Genomic DNA, 19,956 nt, shown 5'->3' on the forward strand with positions numbered 1-19,956 from the left:
CCCGAGCCCGCCGAGCCCGAAGGCCAATCCGAAAAACAACCCGGCGACGGTCCCGACCTTCCCCGGGAGCAGCTCCTGGGCGTACACGATTATCACCGTAAACCCGGACATCAGGATGGCGCCGATCATAAAGCAAAGCACGGCGGCCCAGAACGGCGTGGCATAGGGCAGCAGCAGCGAGAACGGCGCCGTGCCGAGAATGGAAAACCAGATGATCCGCTTCCGCCCGAAGCGGTCGGCAAGCGGGCCGCCGAACAGCGTTCCGAGCATCCCGGCCGCTTGCAGCACGAACAAGCAAAGCTGGGCATTTTCCAAGGGAAGCCCGTACCGGTCCATATAATAAAAGGCATAGTAACCGGTCATGCCTGCAATATAAACAAACTTGGAGAACAACAAGACAATCAGCAGCCCGATGACGAAGGAGACATATCCTTTTTTCAAGGGCTTGTTATCGGCAGGTAATGCGCTCCGTTTCTTGGAGGCCTGAGCGTCAAGATGACGCCGGTACCAGCCCGAGACGACGCCCTGCAGCGCGATCCCCAATACGGCGGCGAACGAGAACAACAGCAGTCCCCGTTGTCCGTGAGGGACGACGAGCCAAGCGACGATCAGAGGAGCCAGCGCCTGGCCGGTGTTGCCTCCGACTTGGAAGATGGATTGGGCCAGTCCTCTTCCTTTGGCGGAGGCAAGGTGGGCGACCCGCGAGGATTCGGGATGCAGCACGGACGAGCCGACTCCCAGCAGCAAGGCGGAGGCGATCAGCATCCACCAATTCGCCGAGTACGCGAACCCGATCATGCCGAGCAGCGAGAAAACCATGCCCGCCGGAAGCAGCAGAGGCGTCGGACGCTTGTCGGTGTAATAGCCGACCAGCGGCTGCAATACGGAGGCCGTGACGTTCAGGGCGAAGGCGATCCAGCCGATTTGCGCGAAGCTGAGCTGCATCGATTGCTGGAAAATTGGGAATACCGCAGGAATGGCGGACTGCATCGCATCGTTCAACAGATGCGCCAAGCTGACCCCGGTCAGCGCAAGCATGCCGGCCGAGGCGGTTTTGCTTAACGTGTCTTTAGCGTTCATAGGCACCTATCCTTTTTTCTTTCTAATCTTAAGGGGGGAAGCGGGCGAAGTCGCCGCAAAAATTGCTTAACGTCCGAGCAATTTTTGCTATAATGGCGGGAAGGAGGGAAGACCGGACATGCAATTTAAGTTAACGACGCCGAATATGGAACTATGGCGCATCGAGAATACGTTTGAGAATATCCCCCATGCCCATGCCGATTTTTACCAAGTCACCATTCCCGTCATTGGCACGTGCCGCTTGACGCAGGAGCGGAAAGTGTATTCGATCAGCGGAGGCCATGCTCTGATTCAGCATCCGGGGGAGGAGCATCATTTTTCGCTCGGCCCGGATGCGGGCGTATACATCGTGCAGGTCCGGAAGCAGCTGCTAGTTGAAGGATGGTCGGAACAGGAGCCGGAGCTGGATTCGCGGCCGCTTTTTAACCCCGAAGACATTAAAAAACAGATGAAGGCCTGGACTTCCGAGCTGCTGCTTCGCGACGGCCCCGACCCGCTAGCGGTGGAAGAAACCGAAGGCCGGGTGCTAGCTTATATACGGCGCGTAGTGGGAAAAAACGGCTTACGCGTCTCGGGCGGGCGGGCCGAACGACAAGCCGACCGGGCCCTCGTGTCGGGGATGAGGGATATCCTGGACTTTATCCATGCGCATTACACGGAACGGCTGACGATGGAGAAGCTGGCTTCGCTCGTTTACCAGAGCAAGTTTCATTTTATCCGCTCGTTTACACAGAGTGTGGGCGTGACGCCCTATCAATATATTTTGCGCCTGCGGATCGAACAGGCGAAGGAGCAGTTGGCGAATACGCGCGCCAGCGTCACGGAGATCAGCTACAGCTTGGGATTTTCGAGTCCAAGCCAATTGTACCGGGCGTTTGCCAAAGCGACGGGCGTCACTCCGGAGCAGTACCGCAAAGGAGCTGCGCCCCGCTAAGTCGACCGTACCTGAAAAAAAGCCTGCTTCATCCGGAGAAACTCCCTTCGAATTCGTACCCCTCTGCGATATAATCGAGAGACTAGAATCGGGAAGAGGGGACGACACATGAGCAACATCAACGTATGGGAGAACGCCGAGCCCGGCGTGAAACGGAAAATATTCGAGCCGGGAGCCGGCATCATGATGATGGAAGTGCATTTCGAAGAAGGGGCCGAAGGCTACGCGCACAGCCATCCGCACGAGCAGCTGTCGTACTGCTTGAAGGGCCGTCTGGAATTTACGGTGGACGGGGAAAGGAAGGTGATCGCGGCGGGAGAGACGATCTACATCCCGGGCGGGGCGAAGCACGGCTGCCGGGCGCTGGAGGCGAGCGCGCTGCTCGACTCGTTCACGCCGGTGCGCGAGGATCTGATCAAAAGATAGCGGGGCGAAGCCGTCCGGACGCCGTTTTGCGCGGCACCGGCGGCTTTTCTGTATGCTTGGAGCGCTTCCTTAATTTAAAGAAAAAGACGGGCTTACCGTGAAGTAATCCCGTCTCCCGCTGTCCGCTCAAATGTCCGAGAAGCTGATCGGCCCGACAACCTCGCTCAGAAACGCCCGCAGCTCGTTGGCTTCCTCTTCGCTGAGCTTGTAGGCATGCTCAAGATAACCCTCTTCCTCCAGATCGTCCGGTCCGATGACCGCTGTCCGTCCCGTTTGCATGTCGGTGACTAATTTTTTGCCATAAAAACGATTCGTGCTCGTAATCGCCAGATCGAACCGCCGCAGCGTTTCGCCGACTACGCATACGAAGCGGGTTTTCGTTTCCTCCGTACCGTCGTACAAAAAATCAAACTCCGTCATGACGCATCCTCCGATACTTAAATTCCTGAAGCTACCCGAATTATAACAGATTTGCCGACCGCGCCGCAAAAACGGCCCGTCAGCCGGGGAAATGGGCTTTTTTCCATGCGGGTTCACGTTTTCAATTCGGGGGAAACGTGATACAATCGAGTGAAGCGTTAAATCGTAGAATTCTATTTTCATAGGGATGGAAACGGAGGCTTTTAAGCGAATGTCCAAGGGAAAAATGAGAAGCGACATGATCAAAAAGGGCTTTGACCGCGCCCCGCACCGCAGCTTGCTGCGCGCCGCCGGCGTCAAAGAGGAAGACTTCGACAAGCCGTTTATCGCGGTTTGCAACTCGTATATCGACATCGTTCCGGGTCACGTTCACCTGCAGGAGTTCGGCAAGATCGTGAAGGAAGCGATTCGCGAGGCGGGCGGCGTACCGTTTGAATTTAACACGATCGGCGTAGACGACGGCATTGCCATGGGGCATATCGGCATGCGCTATTCCTTGCCGAGCCGCGAGATTATTGCGGATTCTCTCGAAACGGTCGTGTCCGCGCACTGGTTCGACGGCATGGTTTGCATCCCGAACTGCGACAAAATTACGCCGGGCATGATGATGGGCGCGCTGCGCGTCAACATTCCGACGGTCTTCGTCAGCGGCGGTCCGATGAAAGCGGGGAAAACGAGCGACGGCCGTTCAATTTCGCTGTCCTCCGTGTTCGAAGGCGTGGGCGCTTACCAAGCCGGTAAAATCGACGACAAAGGTCTGCTTGAGCTTGAGCAATACGGCTGTCCGACCTGCGGCTCCTGCTCCGGCATGTTCACGGCCAACTCGATGAACTGTCTGGCGGAAGCTCTCGGCCTGGCGCTCCCGGGCAACGGCACGATTTTGGCGATTTCCGAAGACCGCAAAGAATTCGTGAAACGCTCCGCGAAGCAGCTCATGGAGCTGATTCAAAAGGATATCAAGCCGCGCGATATCGTGACGATGGAAGCGATCGACAATGCGTTCGCGCTGGATATGGCGATGGGCGGCTCGACGAATACCGTACTGCACACGCTGGCTTTGGCGCACGAAGCGGGCTTCGAATATCCGATCGAGCGGATCAACGAAGTGGCGAAGCGCATCCCGCACTTGGCCAAAATCGCCCCGGCCTCCGACTATCATATCGAGGACGTGCACAACGCCGGAGGCGTGAGCGCCGTTCTGAACGAATTGTTCAAAAAGCCGGGCGCGCTGTATGGCGACTGCATCACCGTGACCGGCAAAACGCTGCGTGAAAACGTAGCGGGCTGTGAGATTTTGAATACGGACGTCATTCATACGCTGGACAACCCGCACTCGGAGCAAGGCGGCTTGGCGGTCCTGTTCGGCAACCTTGCGCCGAACGGTTCGATCATCAAGGTCGGCGCGGTAGACAAGTCCGTAGGCGGCTATCACAAAGGACCGGCCATCTGCTTCGATTCGCAGGAAGCGGCGCTGGAGGGCATCGCCAACGGCAAAGTAAAAGAAGGCCACGTCGTCGTGATCCGTTACGAAGGCCCGAAAGGCGGCCCCGGCATGCCGGAAATGCTCGCCCCGACCTCGCAAATCGTCGGGATGGGACTCGGCGCGAAGGTCGGCCTCATTACGGACGGCCGTTTCTCCGGCGCATCGCGCGGCATCAGCATCGGCCACATCTCGCCGGAGGCGGCCGAAGGCGGCCCGATCGCCTTCGTCGAGGACGGCGATATCATCGAGCTCGATCTCGTGAACCGCAAGATCGAGCTGCTGGTCAGCGACGAGGAATTCGAACGCCGCCGTGCGAACTGGAAAGGCTTCGAGCCGAAGGTGAAAACGGGCTATCTGGCCCGCTATTCCAAGCTCGTCACCTCGGCCAGCACCGGCGGAGTCATGAAAATCTAAGAAGCAAAAAGTACGGCCCACCGGGAGCGATTCCGGCGGGCCGTTTTATATTGGCGGAGGATAACTTACTGAGCTAAAAGCAGCTGTTCAATCTGCGGAATGACCCTCATTGCCCGTACTGTTTGTAACGGCAAGTTTAAAGGCCATCCCGCAAGGAATGGCCTATTTTTATGGACGAATAGAATTCTTGAAGATTTCAATAAGGCTGGTAAAACTATCTCCAGAGTGACCATTTTCCATGCCTCGCTTGAAGATCTCCAAAACTGCGGCTGGAAAGGCAATGTCGATGCCGGCATCTTTAGTCGTGTGAACGACGTGCTCTACGCTTGCCAATCCCATGGCAAGCCGGTCCACGTCGCCAGGGTGCTTTCCCTCGTCGAGACGAGGCGTGTAGAACTCGACGAACTTCGGCAGCGACGATAAAGTCGCCGAAGCATACGGCAGGAACTGCTCCGCCGTAATGCCGTTCGCCGTGGCCACAGCAAGTGCGTGCAGGTAGCTAAGCATGGACGTCCAGAATATATCCATCTGGATCTGGTAGTACAACATGGCTAGCCCAGGATCCTCGCCCCGATAGTCGGTGCCGGTTAGTACTTCCAGCGTCTCCCTATGGGCCTCAAAGACTTCTCTTGGTCCACTATAGTATGTGGATGACTCCGACTTACCGATACCTGAAGGCGGAACCTGCACGCCGCCGGTGACATGCCGGGCTCCGCGGCCGGCTAGCCACTTGGCCGCCTTGCGTACTTTCTCCGGGGTATCCGAACTCAGGTTGACGAGCACCTTACCGGACAAGTTCATCGAAGCCGGTTCGAGAATGGCGTACATCACATCGTAGTCTGTAAGACTAAGGATCACCAGCTCGTTGGCGGCTAACGCCTCGTTGACTGTGGACGCGCGGGTAGCGCCTTTCGCTACAAGCTCGTCTGCTTTACTTGCGGTCCGGTTCCACACGGTCACCGCATATCCGCATTCAAGAAAAACGCCTGCCATCGCCTGGCCCATCGGTCCTAGCCCCATGACGGTCACCGATTTGCGGTTTGTGGCTGCACTCGCATTGCCGACACTACTATCTTCTTTTAGGTTGCTGCTGTTCAATGGAAAAGCCCCTTTCGAAATGAGATCAAGGAGATCATAAAGGATTACACTAGTGTCAATGTCAATACGCAAAAACGGCCCGGGAGCGTTTATTCATGCTCCAGGGCCGCATCTGCGTTACACGGTTTTCTTTTTGCTAATCGTCAAGGCGATTTGCCTCTCCAGTAATTTCTTTAATCCATGAAGCGTTTCGATTTGACGATTCACATGGCTTAGCTTCTCTCCATATGTTGCCAGCATCTCCTCGCAATATTCATATTCGTCAGGCTCTGCCGCTTCCGTCTTGAACAAGGCTCCGATCTCATCTGCTGTTAATCCAAGCTTCAAATATAATTGAATCGCCTTGACTCGTTCTACGGCGGATTCGTCGAAATCCCGGTAATCGTTCTCCAGCCTGTGGGCGTGTAGAAGACCTTTATTTTCATAATGCCGGATGGATCGGACGCTGACACTGGCTAATCGCGATAGCTCGCTTATTTTCATTCCTCACGGACCTCCTCCGCTATTGCATTAGGTGCTTAAAAAGAAATGGTTTTTGCTGAAATAAATTGGTTACCTTCAAGCAATACAGCTTCCTTGACTACGGTTATCCTAGCATTCAACCACTCTACAAAAGCGGATGCTCTATAATTAACACCCCACTTATATCCATCTTTATAAATCCAATACCTATGATCTATTTCTTTATCGTAAAGCCATTCAAGAAACTCACTCTGTAATTGTTCAATACGTTCCCCCAGTTCATCTGCAATATCAATAAACTCTTGATGCATTCCAAAATCGATCTTTACAATCATTTTTTATTCACTCCCCATAAATAGTTTGATTGAAAGAGGGAGCAGCTACCCCGGCATTCTGCTCCCTGTTTGTTCCGCTGTGGGCGAAAATAAGTGAAATCCGGGACAAAACGACAAGCCTACCTGATGCATCGGCCTCGCGGAGGAACTTTTTTATTGTCAATCCTTTTTCTTAAGCAATATTCGATAATTCGTTATTGAATCGCAAGATGACATAGAAACGTGGAAGTATTCGCTTTTATTGATGCTCCTTATCCTTAGTGCTTTTTCTTTTAATTTCTGACTTAAGACAATCAATAACTAATAATATGCTGAAGTAAATAACAACTACTAATCCAACACGAGATAGAAATTGTGCAATGTACTCACTTACAAACCCTTGGAAATTCTCCAATACAGTTTGCGCTCCATAAAATCATCCTTAAAAATGTATTGAAAAATCTAATTGCCCTGTCCCTTGATGTAATTAATTACAATCGGTTGGTTTTTCCGCATAACGAGATAATACCGTTTCTATTACCTCAGCTTGATACCCTGCAATGAAAGTACTATGACTATGGCCGTTATCATCATACAACTCTTCTTTATTATTTACAAAATCTTTGATTTTTCAATATTTTATTCCTATAAATGTTGCTTAAAGAGGAGCTCTTCCAAGTCTAAATCATTCCTTATTACATCGAATTAAATAAGATAACCTGGTTTTCTGTCCGGAGTGTAATGGAGCATTAGTGAAAAAGAAAGAGCCGGCGGACAAGGGATCCGTCGGCTAGAGCCATAAATCATATGTCGTTATTTCAACAGGAAAACCCGATCCCACTCCGGCTCCCGGTCCTGCGTGACAGCCAGCAGCGCAAGCGCAACGCCCGCGGCCCCGTCCAGCAGCCCGGCGAAATGCAGCTTTTCACCGGACTCCAGTTCTTCAAAGCCGTAAGGCGCATTGGGATCAAAGGAGTCAACAATCCGATCAACGAGACGGTCGCGTAAAGGAAGCAGCTCCGAGATCCCCGCGTCGGCGATCATCCGCTGCGTCATTTGCAGAAGACCGGCATCGCCGTGGCAAAAGGTGGCGGAATGCAAATTCCACAGCCGTTCGGGACGCCGGGCCGTGCCGAGAAAGGAATCAATCGCCGCTTGCCGCCACACCGGCTCCCCGAGCGCTTGCCCGGCGAGCCACAGCGTGCGCGCGACGCCGGGCCCGCCGTAGCACCAAGCTTCGCGGGACGGCGATAGGCTTGCTGCGCCAGCCGCCTGCTCGTGCCAAGAGAGATGAGCGGGCCAATAGGGGCCGTACTCATCCCTGATCGTAAACTGCATCAACCACTCGGCGATGGAGCGGATGGCTTCCCGTCCTCCCTCTACTTCAACGCCTTGCAGGTGCGCAAGAGAGAGCAGGGCCAAGGGACCCGGAATGCCATGGGAAACCCCGCAGTTGAAGTAGCCCTCGGGATACAGCTCCTGATCGGAGGAGGAAATCAGCCGGTCGGGCGAAATATACCATCCCGGAATCCGCGTGTCTTGCCTTTCCTTGTACCCGCACAGCTCAACCATATACTCAAGCACCTGCGTAAGCGCCATGCGCATCTCGGGGTCCTCTTTAAAGTGCAGCAAATAACGGCCGATTCCGCTTAAGCCCTGCATCACGTCGTAATCGGACATGAGCACGCCGTCTTTTATATTTCTCCGGACAACATACATGTACTCGGGGAACATGCGCAGGAAAAAGCCGTTGAGTGACCGAAGCATATTCCCGTACCGGGTGCCCTGCCGCGACAAAGCCTGGATGCCAGTAATGACACCGGCCATGCCGCTCCATAGGGATAAGGACTCGATTCCCTGCTGTTCCAGCGCTTGCTGCATGAGAACAACATAGCGGTGACCTGCGACGTCCCATTGTGCATCGGGCTCCAGACGGTCCAATTCGCCGAACAACAGGCATAAACCCGAATACCCTCGCGCAAGGTGCAGCCCGTTCCACTTCACATAGAACTTCCCTTGCTCGATTCGTTTCTGTTCTTCCGCGAGGGCGAATTGCTCGATTTCTCCCGGGTCCTTCAACCGCCGGGCCGTCTCCATTACAATCGAGCGGACCCGTTCGATTCGTTCCGCACCTTCAAGCGGCAGCCACTTGGCCTCGGCGCAAGCTTCTTTCGGGTTCATATCTGATTTCTCCCTTCGGGTTATGGTTTCCGCCATCATACGGCCGAACGCGCTTTGCGCTCAGGATCGGCGTCCAAATAAGCATTCGCTTGCATCATATAGAGCTCCGCATACATCCCGTTCTGCTGCATGAGCTGCTGATGATTGCCCTGTTCGACCACGGAGCCTTGATCCATCATGAGAATCTGATCGGCGTACCGGATGGCGGAGTAGCGGTGGGAAATGAATATGCCTAGCCGGTCGCGGACCAGCTCCCGAAACGCCTGAAACACCTGCAGCTCGGTTTCGGGGTCGAGCATGGAGCTGGGCTCGTCCAGCACGTAGAGCTCCGCCTCGCGCATGAAGGCCCTGGCGATGGCAATCCGCTGCCATTGTCCTCCGGAGAGCTGCTGCCCTTCGTCAAACAAGCGTCCGAGCTGTGTGGCAAGGCCTGCCGGCATCGATTGGATCAAGCCGGCGATGCCCGCCCGATCCGCCGCCTTCCACAATTCGGCGTCCTCCTCCATTTTCGCCGCGTTGCCAAAACCGATATTTTGCCTGACCTGCATCTCATATTGGACAAAATCCTGAAACACGACGCCGACCTTGCGGCGAAAAGCTTCGCAGTCCATGTCGCGGATCGAGACGCCGTTGATGAGAATGTCTCCTTCAAAGGAGTCGTACAGCTGCGTCAGCAGCTTCATCAAGGTTGTCTTCCCGGACCCGTTGCGCCCTACAATCGCGAGCGTTTCTCCGCGCTGCAGGGTGAAGCTGACATTCTGCAGAGCCGGATAACTGCTGCCGGGATAACGGAAAGACACGTTGCGGAATTCCACCGACTGGATGACCGGCGTAGTCGCGGGACGGGAAGCCTCCAAAGCTTCGATTTTTCTGGCGGAAGGATCGGAGGACTGCAAATCCAGGAAAGCGAAAAGCTGCTGTAAAAATAAATTGTGCTGGCATAAGGACAGGATGCTCTGCGTCAAATTTTGCGACGAAACCAGGGTTAGCGTTATGGCTTGGGTGTAGCTGACCACATGGCCGATCAAAATTTCACGCTTATAGGCGGACCATAAGACCATCAGAAACATGAAAGCGTTGACCCCTTGCTGGGTCGCTTGAAAAATAGCTCCCACCCCGAGCCGCTTCTTGATCATGCGTTTGTCTTCCGCCAAAAACTGCCGGAGCAGCTCGTGATATTTGCCAAGCAAATAACCGCCCAGCTGAAAAACCTTAATCTCCTTGAAGGAAATATCCCTTGTCAGCAGCACGGACAGATACCAGGTTTGCCGCATTTTCGGAGCCCGGTTCCATTGAAGCATGAACTCCTGCTGCCCGATCCTCAGAAACGAATAGAAGGAGGTCAAGGGAATGAGGATCAGGAGAAAGGCTGCCCACCATTTCCATGAAATGAGCATCGCCGCGGTAGAGAATAACGTAATGGACGCGGTAACAATGGACAAAATTTGCTGCAGGATTTGATAGGGCCGATGACCCGCCTCGTTCTGAGCGCGTTTCAGGGCATCCTGCACCTGGGCGTTCTCAAAATCGCTGAGCGAAAGGGAAATCGACTTCTCCATAATGAGCATGGTGATTCGATTGCTGAGCAGCGTTTCAAATAATTTGTTGATGAAATTTTGAGCCAATGACAGCGCTTCGTTGAATGCGGAAAACGCAATGAGCCAAATAAAGGGCACTAGCACAGTCTGAAAGCCCGTATCCCAGGCGGGGCCGATGCTGTTGATCAGCTTTTGGAGCAGCAGCAGCGAGATCACCGGCGAGGCGCCGCGCAGGATGTTAATACATAGAATCAGTATGAAATACAGTTTGTTCGTCTGCCACAGCAGTTGAAACACGCGGGGCCAATAGCGAAAGGATTGCACAATATTCGTCAGATTTACGGTTCGGGATTCTTCTTCCGCAGCCGGGCTCATGGCTGATTCCTCCTCACATGCTGCAAGCTGTATAGCGTATGTCTGGCCAGAGTCAACACCTTCTGCTCTTCTTCCCGTTGGATGCCGAACAGCCGGTTCAAATGCATATGGATCACGCTTTGCATCAGATCTTCCTGCGTATTGGTCAAGGTTCCTTCCGCTTGGCAATGACGGATTCCGTCTGCGTATCGGGCTATCGCCTCGCCGCGGGCTTGGAGCATCGGCAGGATGACGGCTCCGTCAGGAAGATGGCGAAGCTGGGCAAAGCCTTCCCTGGCGTCCCCGAACTTCATAAGAAACGGTCGGTGCTGACGGAACAATTCCAAATGTTCCTTATGCTGCACCAGCGTGTTCAGCCATTCGAATTGCTCGAAGAAGGACAGCCCGAACCGTTCCATGATGTCAATGACGCTGATGACCGCCAGCAAGTGCGGGTTCAGGCCGAGGTGTCCCGATTGTCCGGCGTGAATCCATTCGGCCACGACCCGGCTGTCGAGACAGAACAGCCGCTCCGCCGCCCCGATCAACGTCCGGCCCCCGTACCGCTCGATTTCCGGATCATACGTATCGATTACCAAGCGGGATAACAGCCCGTCTTCCGCGCACTGCCGCGTAAACCGGTACAGCTGCGGCAGCAGCGCGGTGTGAAGCTGCTCGGGATGGCCGCAGAAACGCCAGCGAAGATGCGGATCGGGATCGGCATAACGCATAAAGAAGCTGCCGGCCGCCCACCCTTGCTCCTCCGCCTGGCGGCAAAACTCTCTTAGAGGCCCGCCGATAAAGGCGTCGGCGCGATGCTCCGCACCGTACCATTTCAGATACAGCCATTCGCTGCCGGGCATTTTCAATCTTTCCGCGAGACGGATCGGGGGAGAGGAGAGGGCTCCGCTGCGATCCGGCTGCGTGGAAGCTTGCGGCAGGTCCCGCTTGACGAGTGGGAAGACGAATTCGGTCACGTAGTGCCCGGCTGCGCTCTGGGGCAGATGCTCCAACGCAAACCCGGTTTCGGTCAAAACGATCTGCCCTCCGGGCTGCAGCTTCGCATAATCCCGATACAATTCGTCCCGATGAAGCGGACAGTCAAGGTCCAGCAGCAAGCGGTTATCTGATTGGGTCAAGTAGACATAGCGCGGCAAATTCCATTGCTTCCGGTATGCCGCGAAAGCTTCCCGCCATTGGGATTCCGACATACTCCCGCGAAAAGGCGGCAGGTCCCCGTTAAACTTCCAGCATGCCGCCGCAATGATTGTTTTGCCGTATCTTAACCGCGGCAAGAAAGGAAGCGTTCTTAACTCGTTCCACTCAAAAAAATCAATGTTGCGCTGGTTTTCCAGCGAAAGCTCTCGCAAAAACCGGTAGACGTTAGGCGAGTTCGACGTATTCAGCATGTGGTTTGTCACCGGAATGACCCTTCGGTTTTTGGCCAGAGACCGCAAATAAAAACCGCTCGCGGAAATGCCGACGACCAGATCGGAGAGCGGGATCGTATGCTCCGGATCTTTGGCCGAATTGGTGCCGATGTCGATTTCGTATTCGCGAATGTTCGTGCTCAAAGCAACATTGGCTGCGCGGCCGTCTCCCGGGAAATAAACGAGCTCGGCGAGAATCGCTTCGGGATGAAGCTTTTGCTCCAACCGGTCAATTTGCTTGAGCTTGTCCACAAAGGAGGAATCGAACAAATCGACAAACCGTCCGACGGACTTGCCCGCACCGTAGGTCCCCGTCGTTCCTCCGGCAATCAGGAGAAAATCACCCTCCTCCACCGCCTCGCCGGATCGGGCGGCAAGACCAAAAACCAATTCCAACGACCGCGGCGCGTACTTTTCCTCCATCGGCGCAGGCTCAAGCTGCCTCACCATGTCGTCGGTCAGCTCCAATTCCTGCCGACCCTGCTGGAGGCAGGTCATGACCCATTGGGACAGCAGCATCTTTTTCTTTTGCTGGGCGAAGGAAGGGGAGCTTTCGTCCTTGCGTCTGCCCCGGGGGTATTCATATCCGGCCGGAGGGCCAAGCCCGATGTCTCCGTCCAGCAGCTCCAGCAGGGGGACCTCGCGGTAAGCTCCGTATTTCTCAACGAAATCCATGCGGTAGCTTTCCAGATGCGAAAGTCCCAAACGTTCCCCGGATATACGCCAAAGCACTTCGGCGGCGCGCTCAACCTCGTGCACAACGGATTTGGGGAGAGTGAGCGCCTCCATCGAGAGGGCCAGGTCCACTTGCAGCACGTTGTCGGCTTCGGCAACGGATTTCATATGCTCGATGAGTTCACGGTATAACGGCTCGCCTTGCCCGATTTCCAGACGGTTATAGCTCGCGATGAGGGCAGCGGCGGTTTCCAGCTTCGCCTTCTCTTCTTCCGCGCCTGTAATATCGGCTAAACGCCGGAGCACGTAATCGAACGGCGAGGCGGTCATGAGCGGCGGGCGCAGGTCGGTAATGATGATTTCCTGCTGAACCAGCTGCCAGAGGAATTGGTTTATTTGCTCGAGTGACGTATCGGAAAATTGATCGTGCAGCTTCAGCGCCAGCTCGCAAAAGGGGAGGGGCTGGCGGGTCAGCTCCATCACCTGCTTCACAGCCGGAGTCAGGCGAACGGAGGTGCTCTCCATGCCGCTTTTCTGCTTGACGCCGTACTTGGTCAGATAAGGCACGTAAAGGCGGGAGCCTATGGGATAGGCCAAAGAATTGAGACCGACCTTGAGCTGCTTGGCGATGTCAAACCGGCTCTCCAAGACGGACAGCACCTTCAGCAGCCACTCCATGTCAGGGCGGGCTCGCTTGGTATGGTCCGCGACGGGCCGAAGCTCGAACGCATACCGCTCCCCGAAATTTCCGTATGTTACTCCAGAAAATAAACCAAAAGGCGTCGGACGCGAGGTCATGCGCAGCAAATAGCGCAGAAAGCCTTTGACGGCCTGATCCTGTTTGCGCGGCTGCTCCTCATTGGTTAGATTGGGCAACGCCTGAAGCAGCGGCAGGCTGGATACGGCGATGGCCTCGCGGATGACCGGCAATTCGGCGTAGGCGGCCAATTTCTCGAACCAAAGCTTGCGGCTGTCCGCCTCATTCTCATCTATATCGACAGAAAGATTTTGGAATAGTTCGACCGGCAATAAAGGCATCCTTAAAATAAAAAAATCAAGCGCCTGAAAAACGCTTGGATCCGCATGAGATGGCGTCGGTTGAGTGGGGGCCGCTTGAACTGACATGTCGTCTCACCTTCCGTTATCGAGTCGTAAGAGATACTTCGGAAGAACGCGAACGTCCCTCCGAAGTATGTTGCGGGAGCCCGCGAAGGATTAGCAGCTGTAGCCGTGGGTATAGCCGCACATATGTCTGCCGGTAAAGCAGTTCGAAGAGAAGCAAGTATCCGTAAAGCATTTGGAACTGAAGCATTGCGAAGTAAAGCAAGTAGAGGTGAAGAGGCCGAAGTTTTGAGTTTCCGAATTCACGGCTTTAACCTCGACATCCAGATCGAAGTTGTTGTTTGCCATCATGAATTTCTCCCTTCGTGCGGAGGGCTTGCCTCCGGAATGGTTTGCGGCAGCCGGCGAAAGCTGAATGAATTCAAGAGATTAGCAGCTGTAACCGTGGGTGTAGCCGCACATATGTCTGCCGGTATAGCAGTCGGAAGAATAGCAAGTATCCGTATAACATTTGGAAGTATAGCATTGGGAAGTATAGCAAGTTGACGTGTAAAGACCGAAGTTCGCGTTTGCTCCGCTAACCGATTTCACTTGGACATCCAGATCGAAATTGTTGTTTGCCATAATGATCTTCTCCCTTCAATTTTAAAAGAGTTTGATAAAAGATTCGAAACGCTTTCGCCGGGCCTTGCCGCAGAGGGAAGCGAATATGGATCAGAAAAATATGTATTAAAATCCATATTCGACTATAATATACCCAAAATTATTATAATAGTCAATATATTACAAATATTTTTATAAAAGTTAGTATAGTTGAAAATAGGTAATTTTTCATGACTGCTAATCTCATTCAACGCATAAAAGTGCTGAAACATCAAAGAACACGCGCGTTAAAAGGGATGTTTGCGCGATTTATGGAGGTATATTAGTATGTGAACTGTTACAAAAAGGAATCATTAGTTTGTTTTATCCAAACCATAAAGGAGTGTTACACATAAGATGAAAGCATAGCTATTTAATCCGAAATGCAGCGTTGGCCAGGTTATTTTGAAAACGTTTACTTTTATGTAGAGAGTAGAGAATGGTTTCAGGAGGAATAGAGATGAACAATGCAGCGTTATTATCCGAGATCAAACCGTCGGCGTTCTCGCGTACGACCGACTTATTCGAGAAAATGCAGGAGCATGAGCAGGTGCTGTTTTGCAACGACCCCGCCACGGGGTTGAAAGCGATTATCGCCATTCACGATACGACGCTCGGCCCGGCTTTGGGGGGAACGCGAATGAGGCCTTATGCCACCGTCGAGGAAGCGCTGGAGGACGTTCTGCGTTTATCGAAGGCGATGACCTATAAATGCGCGGCGGCGGATGTGGATTTTGGCGGGGGAAAGGCGGTTATCATCGGAGACCCGGCCAAGGATAAAACCCCGGAATTGTTCCGGGCCTACGGCCAATTTATCGATTCGTTGAACGGTAGATTTTATACCGGGACGGATATGGGCACGGTGCTGGACGATTTCGTGCATGCGTGTAAGGAAACGAATTGCATAGCCGGGCTGCCGGAAGAATACGGCGGCGGGGGAGAAACGTCGATTCCGACGGCTCTGGGCGTTCTGTACAGCATGAAAGCGGTAGCCCGAACGTTATGGGGACATGAGAAGTTGAACGGCAAGCGGTTCGCGATTCAAGGCTTGGGGAAGGTCGGCTTTAAAGTCGCCGAGCACTTGCTGCAGGAAGGCGCCGATCTCTATGTGACCGATGTGGATCAAACCGCGGTAGACCAGGTAGTGGAAAGAGCCGGTAAGCTTGGCAGAATCGCGACCGCCGTGAAGGGAGAAGAAATATACGGCGTAGAGGCCGACTTCTTCGTTCCGTGTGCCGTCGGCGGCATTATTAACGATCATACGCTCGGGCAGCTCAAGGTTCAAGCGATCGCAGGCGCGGCGAACAATCAGCTTCTGCATGAGAGCCTTGCCTTCGAGCTAAAGCGAAAAGGCATCCTTTACGCACCCGATTACGTGGTCAACAGCGGCGGCATTATGCAAGTATCGGATGAGCTGTACGGACCGAACAAAGACAGAGTATTGGCCAAAACGAAAGCGATCTATCATTCGCTGCTCCGCGTGTTCTCGGAAGCAAAGGAAAAAAATATGACAACGGTCGAGGCGGCCAACCTGATCTGTGAGCAGCGAATTCAGTCCAGAAGAGGAAGAAACAGCTTCTTTTCTCCCCGAAAGCGCGCCAAATGGCAAATTCGCCATTAACCGAGAGTTTGAAGCAGGAGACATCCATACGATTTTCCGGGAGGCTGGTTCATATGGCTACCGTCAAGCTGTGCAGCTCGAATGAGCTGACGAAATCGGAAGCGTTAAAAAAAATTATGCGCGACGCCTCCGTTGATATCGTGGTGAAGGACTGCTTGGGCAATTGCGGGCAATGCTACTTGGAGCGCTTCGTGAAAGTGGATCAACGAATCATCGTTTTGAACGATGAAGAGGAGCTGCTGGACCAGCTGCTTCAAGCATCTGCCGCATCCGCCATCGACTAACCTCATTTAACGTACTAAAGCGATTTCGCGTTGACACGCGCATACAGCATTGAACGTTTTTGAAGAGTTCACAAGTTTGCCATATAATAGCACCAAGAATAAGGAATATAATTGTAGGAGGTTATAAAAATGGAAGAAGATGTTACATTAGTTAGCGAGCTGCAGCAAGATTTTTTCCCGATCGAGGATTTCGATTATATGGAATTTTATGTTGGCAACGCGAAGCAGGCCGCCTATTACTTGAGCCGGGCTTTCGGGTTCAAGATTGTTGCCTTCGCCGGGCTGGAAACCGGTCAGCGCGACAGGGTCTCCTATGTGCTGGAGCAGCGGAAAATCCGCTTTGTGGTGACGGGCTCGCTTCAGGAGGACCACCCGGTTACGGAATTCATCAAGAAGCATGGTGAAGGAGCAAAGGACGTTGCGCTTCGGGTTGACGACGTTGAAAGGGCTTACGCGGAGGCGGTTTCCAGAGGCGGCATTCCCGTCCTGGCGCCGCAGGTGCTGACGGACGAACACGGTACCTACAAAAAAGCAATTATCGGCACCTACGGAGACACCGTGCATACCCTTGTCGAGAGAAAGAACTACAAGGGCTTGTTTGCGCCGGGGTACCAGCCTGTAAACTTCTCCTTCCCGTTCCAGGATGCGGGGCTCATCGGGATCGACCATGTCGTCGGAAACGTCGAGCGAATGGACGAATGGGTGTCCTATTACGAGAAGGTCATGGGCTTCAAGGAAATGATTCACTACGATGATGAAGATATAAGCACGGAATATTCGGCTTTGATGTCCAAGGTCATTTGCAACGGCGGCCGCATCAAAATGCCGATAAACGAGCCGGCTACCGGCAAGCGCAAATCGCAAATCGAAGAATATCTGGAATTTTACAACGGCCCCGGGGTACAGCACGCGGCTTTATTGACCAACGATATCATAACGACCGTGAAGGTGCTGAAGGAAAACGGCGTGGAGTTCCTGGATACGCCGGATACGTATTACGACGAGCTGTCGGACCGGGTCGGCAAGATCGACGAGGATATCGAGAAGCTGAAGCAATACCGCATTCTTGTCGACCGTGACGAGGAAGGGTATTTGCTGCAAATTTTTACGAAGCCGCTCGTCGACCGGCCGACCTTGTTCTTCGAAATCATTCAGCGCAAAGGGGCGACCACCTTCGGCGAAGGCAACTTTAAAGCGCTGTTCGAATCGATCGAAAGAGAGCAGGCGCGCCGCGGAAACTTGTAGTTTCCGCGCGTACCGGCAGGCTTAGAGGAAAGGCGGCAATAATAACATGATTTCCAGCGCTAGAGCTTTGATGGAGCAGCTTCTCGATTATGCCGGATTGTTTCCGCCCGCCGCTCTGCCCTTGGAGCAGGCGGTCCGCAATTACGCGGTCTACCGGGACGGACAGGACGCATGGATGCTGGGCCGGTTCGTTATCCCCGCCGCGCAATTGGAGGAGCTGACTCCGTATATGCCGATGTTTTCCGGGGACCGGCCGCTGATGCTGTCGGTTCTTGGGACCCGCAGCCGGGATGCGGAAGAATGCTTTCGGATGCTTGGCGATACGCTGCGGCAAACGGAGGCTTTTCGGGGAAAGCATGGTTCGTCGGTCAACATTGATGTGCTGGAGCTTCCTCTTCCCCCTGCGGGCGCAGACCGCCGGTTACTGGATGAGGCCGCAGCCGGGGCATCGGAACACGGCCTCCGGCTTTTCTTCGAATGGACGTTTCCATGGAACGGCGATTGGGAGAGCCGGATCGAAGAAGCGCTCGAAGCGGTAAAGTCCTGCAGGAGGCAGGGCGGGCTGCAGCCGGGCGTGAAGCTGCGGACCGGAGGCGTCACCGCCGACGCGTTTCCGTCGCCGGAGCAGGTGGCCGCCGTTCTCGTCGGGTGCCGAGACCGCCAATTGGCGTTGAAGTTCACGGCCGGGCTTCATCACCCGGTTCGCATGTACCGGGAAGAAGTGAAGACCGAGATGCACGGCTTCCTTAACGTGTTTGTCGCTGGGATGCTGGCGCATGTCTACAAGCTGGACCGTGGCAAAACCGCCGAAATTTTGGCGGACGACCATCCCGACAGCTTCGTCTTCCTCCCGGATGCGTTAGGCTGGAGAACGCTTACGCTTTCGGCCGGCGAGGTGCGCAGGCTGCGCCGTCAGGCGCTGTGCTCCTACGGAAGCTGCAGCTTTGACGAGCCCCGCGACGAGCTGCGGGAGTTAAAATCAATTGAATAAAAGGAGCCGTTAAGATGCTGCGCTCATTTATTGAGGTTGCGCCGGAATCGCATTTCCCTATCCAAAATCTTCCTTACGGCGTCTTTCGCTCCCGTAACGGCGGACATCCCCGCATTGGCGTGGCGATCGGAGAGTACGTGCTGGATCTTGCCGTTCTCGATCAGGCGGGCTGCTTGGCCCGGACGGAAGCGGCCGGGCAGGGCCTATTCGACCAAGCGTCGCTGAACGCGTTCATGGCGCTCGGCCGCCCGGTCTGGCAGCAGGTCCGCGCGGAAATTCGGCGCCTGCTGTCGGCTGACGAGCCGGAGCTGCGGGATAACGGGGGGCTGCGGACAGCGGCCTTGCTTCCGCAGAAGGACGTCGAGCTGCTGCTGCCTGTAGAGATAGGCGATTATACGGACTTTTACGCTTCGCGGGACCATGCCTTCAATGTAGGCACGATGTTCCGGGGGAAAGAGAACGCCTTGATGCCCAACTGGCATCATCTCCCGGTCGGCTACCATGGCCGGGCCAGCTCGATCGTGCTCAGCGGGACCGACGTGCGCCGCCCGCAAGGGCAGATGAAGCCGCCGGATGCGGCGGCGCCTGTATTCGGGCCGAGCCGTCAGCTGGACTTTGAGCTGGAAATCGGATGGTTCATGGGCGCGGGCAACCCGCTGGGCCAACCCATCCCCGTCGAACGGGCAGAGGAGCATATTTTCGGGCTGGTGCTCGTCAACGATTGGAGCGCCCGGGATATTCAGGCTTGGGAATACCAGCCGCTCGGACCTTTTCTCGCGAAAAATTTCGCGACATCGATCTCGCCCTGGGTTGTGCCGCTCGATGCCTTAGAGCCGTTCCGCATCCGCGGAAGCCGGCAGGAGCCGGAGCCGCTGCCTTACCTGAAGCAGGAGGGCGCCCATTCCTTCGACATCAAGCTTGAGGTGTACCTGCAAAGCGCCGATATGGAGCAGGCGGAGCGGATCACGGAGAGCAACGTCAAATACCTGTATTGGAGCATGGCGCAGCAAATCGCTCACCATACGGTAGGCGGCTGCAACCTGCGAGCCGGGGATTTGCTGGCTTCCGGGACGATCAGCGGACCGGATAAGGCAAGTCGCGGCTGCATGCTCGAATTGGCCTGGCGCGGAGCGGAGCCTCTTCAGCTCAGCAATGGCGCGAAGCGGGTCTGGCTGGAAGACGGCGATCGGCTGACGATGACCGGCTACGCTCAAGGCGACGGGTACCGCATCGGGTTTGGCGAAGTGACGGGCCGGATTCTGCCATCGTTGAAATAAGCAAGCGCAACTTAACCAAGGAGGT

18 protein-coding genes are annotated in these 19,956 nt (G+C 54.7%); 8 read left to right on the forward strand and 10 right to left on the reverse strand.

Annotated features, from left to right (window positions below; all coding sequences use genetic code 11):
* The coding region (locus tag PEH01S_RS26975) for an MFS transporter (RefSeq protein WP_164828052.1) at positions 1-1,080 on the reverse strand (1,080 nt) is incomplete at its 3' end.
* A gap of 118 nt (positions 1,081-1,198) precedes the next feature.
* On the opposite strand from PEH01S_RS26975, the gene PEH01S_RS26980 reads away from it, so the two are divergent.
* Positions 1,199-2,014 (forward strand): AraC family transcriptional regulator, encoded by an 816-nt coding sequence (locus tag PEH01S_RS26980; protein ID WP_127489183.1) that lies wholly within the window; start codon positions 1,199-1,201, stop codon positions 2,012-2,014.
* A gap of 108 nt (positions 2,015-2,122) precedes the next feature.
* Entirely contained in the window at positions 2,123-2,440 is a 318-nt protein-coding gene (locus tag PEH01S_RS26985; protein WP_127489185.1) for a cupin domain-containing protein, read from the forward strand.
* Between the two features lie 126 nt (positions 2,441-2,566).
* On the opposite strand, the gene PEH01S_RS26990 is transcribed toward PEH01S_RS26985, so the two are convergent.
* A complete protein-coding gene (locus PEH01S_RS26990) occupies positions 2,567-2,860 on the reverse strand; it encodes a DUF3055 domain-containing protein (RefSeq protein ID WP_025851098.1) in 294 nt (97 codons plus the stop codon).
* A 211-nt stretch (positions 2,861-3,071) separates the two neighbouring features.
* Between PEH01S_RS26990 and ilvD the strand changes: the two genes are divergently transcribed.
* A complete protein-coding gene (gene ilvD, locus PEH01S_RS26995) occupies positions 3,072-4,757 on the forward strand; it encodes a dihydroxy-acid dehydratase (RefSeq protein ID WP_025851100.1) in 1,686 nt (561 codons plus the stop codon).
* A gap of 168 nt (positions 4,758-4,925) precedes the next feature.
* Here the strand turns inward: ilvD and PEH01S_RS27000 are convergent, their stop codons facing one another.
* From PEH01S_RS27000 to PEH01S_RS36225, 8 genes are all read right to left on the reverse strand, one after another.
* Positions 4,926-5,855: an NAD(P)-dependent oxidoreductase gene (locus tag PEH01S_RS27000; RefSeq protein WP_127489187.1), complete on the reverse strand. Its 930-nt coding sequence runs from the start codon at positions 5,853-5,855 to the stop codon at positions 4,926-4,928.
* A 117-nt stretch (positions 5,856-5,972) separates the two neighbouring features.
* A complete protein-coding gene (locus PEH01S_RS27005; RefSeq protein WP_127489189.1) occupies positions 5,973-6,338 on the reverse strand; it encodes a MerR family transcriptional regulator in 366 nt (121 codons plus the stop codon).
* Between the two features lie 35 nt (positions 6,339-6,373).
* Positions 6,374-6,652 (reverse strand): hypothetical protein, encoded by a 279-nt coding sequence (locus tag PEH01S_RS27010; protein ID WP_127489191.1) that lies wholly within the window; start codon positions 6,650-6,652, stop codon positions 6,374-6,376.
* A 792-nt stretch (positions 6,653-7,444) separates the two neighbouring features.
* Positions 7,445-8,812 (reverse strand): lanthionine synthetase C family protein, encoded by a 1,368-nt coding sequence (locus PEH01S_RS27015; RefSeq protein ID WP_164828053.1) that lies wholly within the window; start codon positions 8,810-8,812, stop codon positions 7,445-7,447.
* A 35-nt stretch (positions 8,813-8,847) separates the two neighbouring features.
* Positions 8,848-10,725, reverse strand: a complete 1,878-nt coding sequence (locus PEH01S_RS27020; protein ID WP_127489196.1) for an ABC transporter ATP-binding protein — start codon at positions 10,723-10,725, stop codon at positions 8,848-8,850.
* Positions 10,722-13,838: a lantibiotic dehydratase gene (locus PEH01S_RS27025; protein ID WP_164828054.1), complete on the reverse strand. Its 3,117-nt coding sequence runs from the start codon at positions 13,836-13,838 to the stop codon at positions 10,722-10,724. The genes PEH01S_RS27020 and PEH01S_RS27025 overlap by 4 nt, the downstream gene beginning before the upstream one ends.
* A gap of 186 nt (positions 13,839-14,024) precedes the next feature.
* The gene (locus tag PEH01S_RS27030) at positions 14,025-14,219 is read right to left on the reverse strand and encodes an elgicin/penisin family lantibiotic (RefSeq protein WP_025851113.1); all 195 of its coding nucleotides are present in this window, start codon (positions 14,217-14,219) and stop codon (positions 14,025-14,027) included.
* Positions 14,220-14,300: 81 nt separating this feature from the next.
* A complete protein-coding gene (locus PEH01S_RS36225) occupies positions 14,301-14,495 on the reverse strand; it encodes an elgicin/penisin family lantibiotic (protein WP_127489202.1) in 195 nt (64 codons plus the stop codon).
* A gap of 478 nt (positions 14,496-14,973) precedes the next feature.
* Here PEH01S_RS36225 and PEH01S_RS27040 point away from each other — a divergent pair, with 478 nt between their 5' ends.
* The 5 genes from PEH01S_RS27040 to fahA all read left to right on the forward strand — a co-directional run bounded on the left by PEH01S_RS27040 (position 14,974) and on the right by fahA (position 19,931).
* Positions 14,974-16,134 carry a Glu/Leu/Phe/Val dehydrogenase dimerization domain-containing protein gene (locus PEH01S_RS27040; RefSeq protein ID WP_127489204.1) on the forward strand — a complete coding sequence of 387 codons (1,161 nt, stop codon included), beginning with the start codon at positions 14,974-14,976 and terminating at the stop codon, positions 16,132-16,134.
* A gap of 53 nt (positions 16,135-16,187) precedes the next feature.
* Entirely contained in the window at positions 16,188-16,418 is a 231-nt protein-coding gene (locus PEH01S_RS27045; RefSeq protein ID WP_164828055.1) for a DUF1450 domain-containing protein, read from the forward strand.
* A 129-nt stretch (positions 16,419-16,547) separates the two neighbouring features.
* Positions 16,548-17,663: a 4-hydroxyphenylpyruvate dioxygenase gene (gene hppD, locus PEH01S_RS27050; RefSeq protein WP_127489208.1), complete on the forward strand. Its 1,116-nt coding sequence runs from the start codon at positions 16,548-16,550 to the stop codon at positions 17,661-17,663.
* Between the two features lie 46 nt (positions 17,664-17,709).
* A complete protein-coding gene (locus PEH01S_RS27055; protein ID WP_127489211.1) occupies positions 17,710-18,654 on the forward strand; it encodes a hypothetical protein in 945 nt (314 codons plus the stop codon).
* Positions 18,655-18,668: 14 nt separating this feature from the next.
* Complete coding sequence (fahA, locus tag PEH01S_RS27060) at positions 18,669-19,931, forward strand: fumarylacetoacetase (RefSeq protein ID WP_127489213.1); 1,263 nt, start codon at positions 18,669-18,671, stop codon at positions 19,929-19,931.
* Positions 19,932-19,956 lie beyond the last annotated feature (25 nt).

It is taken from the genome of Paenibacillus ehimensis NBRC 15659 (assembly GCF_004000785.1).
In the GTDB taxonomy this organism is placed as follows: Bacteria; Bacillota; Bacilli; order Paenibacillales; family NBRC-103111; genus Paenibacillus_G; species Paenibacillus_G ehimensis.